Genomic DNA, 5,284 nt, shown 5'->3' with positions numbered 1-5,284 from the left:
CCCCGCCACAACGGCGGGTGAGGGTGCCGACGGGGGCGCAAATGCCCGTGCCGAAACCGGCGTCACAACCATGGGCCGCGTGGAGACGCCGCCAGCGCCTGACCCGGTGCGACCCTCACCGCCGCCCGCCCGCTCGGCACGCATGGTTTCGGCGGGCGGGCTGGCTACCCGCGAGGGTAAAGGGCGCGGGCTGACGGTCTCGGGGCGATCTTGTGCCTCGATTGGCGTCGGAGTTGGCGGGGCTTGGTGTGCCTCGACCGGAGCCATCGTCCTCGGCCCCGGCCCGCCCTCCTGAGCCGCCAGGTCGATGCTGACGAGGGCGCTTGGCGTCCCGCCCTCCATCAACGTCTCCTCTCGCCAGGTGATCACCAGCAGCGCAACCACGATAGCATGGGCCGCCATGGAGGCGGTCATGGCGCCAAGGTTGAGCCTTGGCTGGAACGCCTGCGCGAAGCCTTCCCGGCCGGTGAAGCTTGCCGTGACCACCTCATCGCTCCTTCAGAACAGCTTGGAGATCGCGACCTTGAAGTTGCGGCCCGTAGCGGGCCGCGTCGACAGAGCCGACTGGTAGTAGCTGTCGAAGATGTTCTCGACGCTCAGGCGCAGGGCGAGGTCGTCGAGGATTCCGCCCGAGGGCGTGATCGTGGCGCGCAGGGTGTGCACGTCGAAGCCTTCGTGCTGCGTGCCGTTGATGTCGAGGTCCTCAGCAAGAGTTGCTTCCCATCGGACGTCGAAGACTTGCCCGAAGCGCTTACCCGCCGAAAGCATGTAGGTCTTCTGCGGAAGGTTGGTCCAGTCGTCGATGACGCCGGTCGTGCGCAGGCGCTGGCCGTCGGGAATGGTGGCGTTGAAGTCGAAGTAGAGGCCCCCAGCAGTAGCGTATGATGCCTCGACCTCGAAACCGTCGAGATATATTTCGCGGACGCCGGAATAGGCCGTGTTGTCGGTCAGTTCGGTGTCGTAGTAGTTGACCTTGACCGCCAGTCTGTCACCGCGGCCAAGCAGGCCGACGTGGTTGAACGATCCGCCCGCTTCCCACGTCCGGCTCTTTTCCGGCTGGTTCATGTAGGTGGTGTTGTCCAGATCGTCGATGATCGGCAGGTTGCGGGTGCGCGCCCAGCTGCCGAACGCGGCAAGGCCGAAGGGCAGTTCATACCGGGCGGAGACGCCGCCCATCCAGGCTTCGTTGTTGTAGCTGACGCGCGCGCCGGAATCGACGGTGGCCTTGATGTTCGAGGTTTCCCAGCGGATCGCCGGGCTCAGGGTGAAGCCGCGGAACAGCGTGATGTCGTCGACCGCAAAGGCCGCCATCCGATTGTCCACGCCGCCGGGCGCGCTGCTCGCGTCGAGCCGCTTCCTCTGGATGTATTCGACGCCGAAGTGCAGGTTGTGGCGCAGCGGACCTGTAGTGAAAAGGCCAGCATTCTTAAGCGTGATCTTCGATGTCTCGTACCGGTGGTCTGCATCGACCACCCCCGAGATCGGGCGCCCGACCGCGGTCTGCTCGATCTCCTGGTTCGCGTAAGTATAGAGCAGCGAGAGGTTGATCGCATCGGTGTCGACCGGATCGTAGTTGTAGCTGACGGTCAGAACCTGGCTCTTGGTGTCGCGGTCCACGTTGCCGAAGATGCCACCGGTCGTGCTGAAGCTGTCGTAAGGGACATCGCGGTCGCTGGTGGTGGTCTGATTGAAGCTCGCCTCGATGGTGTGGGCGTTGTCGGCGCCGAAGTGGACCGCACCCTTCACCAGGAAGCTCGGCAGATCGAATGCGCTGTTCTCGATCGGGTTGCCGTGCCCGTCCTCCTGCGTGCCCTGCGTCCGCCACGTGTAATTGGCCATGAACTCGAACTGCTCGGTCGGCATCGCCGCGACCGTGGTTGAGGTGGCGAAGCCGTCCTTGTTGGTCTGTCCCGACAGCGTCTGGCTCACGGCCAAGCCGGGCTGGCCGCGCAGGATGTCGGCTGCGTCGTTCGTCTCCAAGAGCACCACGCCGCCGATGATCCCCGAGCCCCACTCGAAGCTGCCAACGGTGCCGCGGATCACTTCCGCCCGTTTATACAGCAGCGGGTCGGTGAAGAGCTGCGTGCCGACACGGTAGATTTCTTCCGAGCCGGTCGTCGCCCCATCGACCACGAATGCGACCTTCTGGTCGGTCCCGTAGGTACCGTTGGCGCCGAAACCGCGGATGTTGATGCCCGAGCCGATCGGCGTCGATCCGTTGATGAGCGTGACGCCGGGGACCGAGTCGAGCAATTCGGCGATAGTGGACGCTTGGCGGTCCTCGATCTCCTTGCGGTCGATCACGGTGACGGGGGTGGCGGTGTCGGTACGCACGGTGCGGGTGCTTTCGCCGATATCGATAGTACCGAGAAAGTCCCCCGCGTGAGCGTTGTCACCAGCCTCCGCATCCTGGGCATAGGCCGGCGCGGCCGCAAAAAGGGTGAAGGCGGACACGCCGCCAAGTGCGCGGACGGCCAAGTTACAAAACATGTCAAATTCCCCTTTCGCTAATGCGAATCGCTTGCATTAACGAAGCGGCTGATACGCCACGTCGGGAGAAGGTAAAGTTTCTTTTTGTGAAAAGTCGTGGCGGGCCAGCATGGTCGATCATGCCTTTGCCGAAAATCGGCCGCTTTTCACTTATGGCGAGGCTTGGAAGAAGGCGTTTTCGATCTCTTCCGTCAGCCAGTTGCGAAAGTGCCTCATGGCGGCAGTTTCCGGACGCGATTTCAGGCGAGTGAGCCAGTAGCGGCCGACATCGATCTCGATTGCGAAGGGTTGGACGAGCAGTTCCGACGCGAGTTCGCGGCTGAACATCGCGGTCGGCACAAGCGCGACGCCGAGACCGGCGGCGGCGGCCGATGCCATCAACGCCGAACTGTCGAAAATGGGGCCGCGGAGAATGGGGGTGGGCACGCCTGCGGCGTCGAACCACAGTGCCCATTCATCTGCGCGGTACGACCGCAGCAGCCGTTCGCGGACGAGGTCCACGGGGGACTGTAGAAGCGCGGCAATGGCGGGGGTGCAGACGGGCGTCATCGGGGCCGCAAGCAGCGGCTCGGCATGTGTCCCGTGCCATGCGCCGTCACCGAAGCGGATCGCGAAATCAAGTGCTTCGGCCGTCAGGTCGACACGGTTGTTGTTCGTAGAGATACGCAGGTCGATCGATGGATTGGCACGGGCGAAGTTGTCCAGACGCGGGAGCAGCCAGCCGGCGGCAAAGGTGCCGACCACGCCGACCTTCAGAGGTTCGCGGAAGCGCCCTTCGCCGTATTGGTCGAGCGTCGAGGCCACGCGGTCGAACATCTCGGCGAGCACCGGGACGAGCACGCGCCCCTCGTCGGTGAGAGCGAGGCCGCGCGGCAGGCGATGGAAGAGGCGGGTGCCCAAGCGCCGTTCAAGCTGCGCGACCTGATGGCTGACCGCGCCCTGACTGACGCAAAGTTCGATCGCCGCACGCGTGAAATTGAGATGGCGTGCGGCTGCCTCGAAAGCACGAAGAGCGTTGAGCGGGAGTTGGGCGCGGTCCATCGCTTACCCTCAAATATTCTCATGGCTCTGTCGAGAAATCATGCTTTGTCGTGCAGTCGTCCCCCTGGCATCCCGTAAGGGAAGGGGACGAGAATGATCAGATGGATGACAATGGCAGCGTGGCTTGCAAGCGTGAGCAGCATGCTCGGAGCCAGTACGCAGCAAGCGCATGAACCCGTGGTCGCAGGAGCGGCGCGCGGCCCGGCACCGAGCGAGGAAGACCCTTTGACCCGACCTATGGAGCTGGGAAGAGCCAGGAAGTGGCTCGCACCTTTGCCGCCGGAGAGGATTTTCGGACGCAGCTATCTGGTAGGATTTGGCGGTCTGAGCGTCGCACTGATCGATACAGGCGCGGGCCTCGTGCTGGTTGATGGCGCCCTGCCGCAGGCGGCACCAGCGATCCTGGACAATGTTCGAAAGCTGGGATTTGACCCTAAAGACATCAAATTTATTCTGAGCACCGAGCCGCACTATGACCACAGTGGTGGGCTGGCGGCGCTGGTGCGCGATACCGGCGCGACGGTGCTCGCAAGCGCCCGCGGGGCTGACGGCCTGCGGGCCGGAGCACTCGAGCAGGACGATCCGCAGCTCGATTACGGCGGCAGCTGGCCTCGCGTGACGCAGATACGGGTAGTGAAGGACGGCGAAGTGATAAAGCTCGGCGACACGGCGATAACCGCGCACGCGACGCCAGGGCACACGATGGGCAGCATGAGCTGGAGCTGGCGGGCCTGCGAGCCGAAGTTCTGCAAGGCGATCGTCTTCGCGTCGAGCCTCAATCCGGTGTCCGCCGACAGCTATCGCTACACGGCCCCGTCAAGCGCTGCGATCGTCAAAGGGTTCCAAGCAAGCTACAAGCTTCTGGATGCGCTGCCGTGCGATATTCTGATCTCTCCGCACCCTGACAATGCGGGCGAGGGGCGATACAACGACAAGCGCGGAGCTTGCCGGACTTATGTGCAGAGGTCGCGAGGACTGCTTGCGGCGCGGCTTGCGAATGACAGGAAGGAGGCAGGGCAGTAGGTGCGCCCCGCTCGGCTTTCATTGCCTAACCGATGGGTGAATTCGGGGATGCCTTTCCTCGGCCGGGCTCGATGCGGACCGGGATACCCTTAGCCGCCGGCGTCTTTGACAACTGATCGTAGTGGCTGAGCGGGATCAGCGCATTGAGTTCGGGGAAGTACCCCGCAAGGCACCTACGCGGCAGATCGTAAGGCGTCACCGCGAGGCCCGCCACCTCCCGGCGCAAACCGTCACCACTGTCGGTTGCGAGGGTAACGGGCTGGCCTTCCGAAAGGCCCGCCTCGTCCATGTCCACGGGGCTCATCAATACGATCATGCGGCTGCCTTCCAGCCCGCGAAGGCGGTCTGAGTGGCCGTAGATCGTGGTGTTGAACTGATCGTTCGACCGTAGCGTCACCAGCGTATATCTGCCGGGCTCCTCCGTCAGTCCGTTGGAGTTGAGGACGGCCGGGACGGTGAACTCCGCCTTGCCGCTCTCGGTCTTCCATTCGCGTTCGTGCGCAGGGTTGCCGCGATAGAACCCGCCGGGCTGATTCATCCGCGCGCTCATGTCGTGGAACTGGTCGGGGTAGGTGCGGGCGATGAGATCGCGCACGGCGCCGTAGTCGGCCGTCCAGTCGTCCCAGCGCCAGAGCGGGTGGGCGGGCAAGGTCGCTTTGGCGATCCCGGCGACGATCGCCAGTTCCGACTTCAGGTGCGGCGAGGCCGGCTCGCGGCGGCCGATCGAGCC

General features: G+C 64.2%; 4 protein-coding genes and 1 pseudogene. 1 reads left to right on the top strand and 4 read right to left on the bottom strand.

The features are described 5' to 3' along the window. From PMI02_RS14105 to PMI02_RS14095, 3 genes and pseudogenes are all read right to left on the bottom strand, one after another. Nucleotides 1-486: pseudogene (locus tag PMI02_RS14105) on the bottom strand (hypothetical protein); the annotation flags it as partial. A 12-nt stretch (nt 487-498) separates the two neighbouring features. After that, a complete protein-coding gene (locus tag PMI02_RS14100) occupies nt 499-2,478 on the bottom strand; it encodes a TonB-dependent receptor plug domain-containing protein (RefSeq protein ID WP_238539076.1) in 1,980 nt (659 codons plus the stop codon). A 162-nt stretch (nt 2,479-2,640) separates the two neighbouring features. Further along, on the bottom strand, nt 2,641-3,531 hold the full coding sequence (locus PMI02_RS14095) for a LysR family transcriptional regulator (RefSeq protein ID WP_007683822.1): 891 nt from the start codon (nt 3,529-3,531) through the stop codon (nt 2,641-2,643). Between the two features lie 141 nt (nt 3,532-3,672). Between PMI02_RS14095 and bla the strand changes: the two genes are divergently transcribed. Further along, nucleotides 3,673-4,554, top strand: a complete 882-nt coding sequence (bla, locus tag PMI02_RS14090; protein WP_369751233.1) for a subclass B3 metallo-beta-lactamase — start codon at nt 3,673-3,675, stop codon at nt 4,552-4,554. 25 nt (nt 4,555-4,579) lie between these two features. Here the strand turns inward: bla and PMI02_RS14085 are convergent. Further along, nucleotides 4,580-5,284 (bottom strand): molybdopterin dinucleotide binding domain-containing protein (locus tag PMI02_RS14085; protein WP_007683818.1); only part of this gene is annotated, 705 nt, incomplete at its 5' end.

This window comes from Novosphingobium sp. AP12 (genome assembly GCF_000281975.1).
Classification (GTDB): Bacteria; Pseudomonadota; Alphaproteobacteria; order Sphingomonadales; family Sphingomonadaceae; genus Novosphingobium.
The sequence above is the reverse complement of the archived record's forward strand: the minus strand, read 5'-3'. Positions and strand labels throughout refer to the sequence as shown.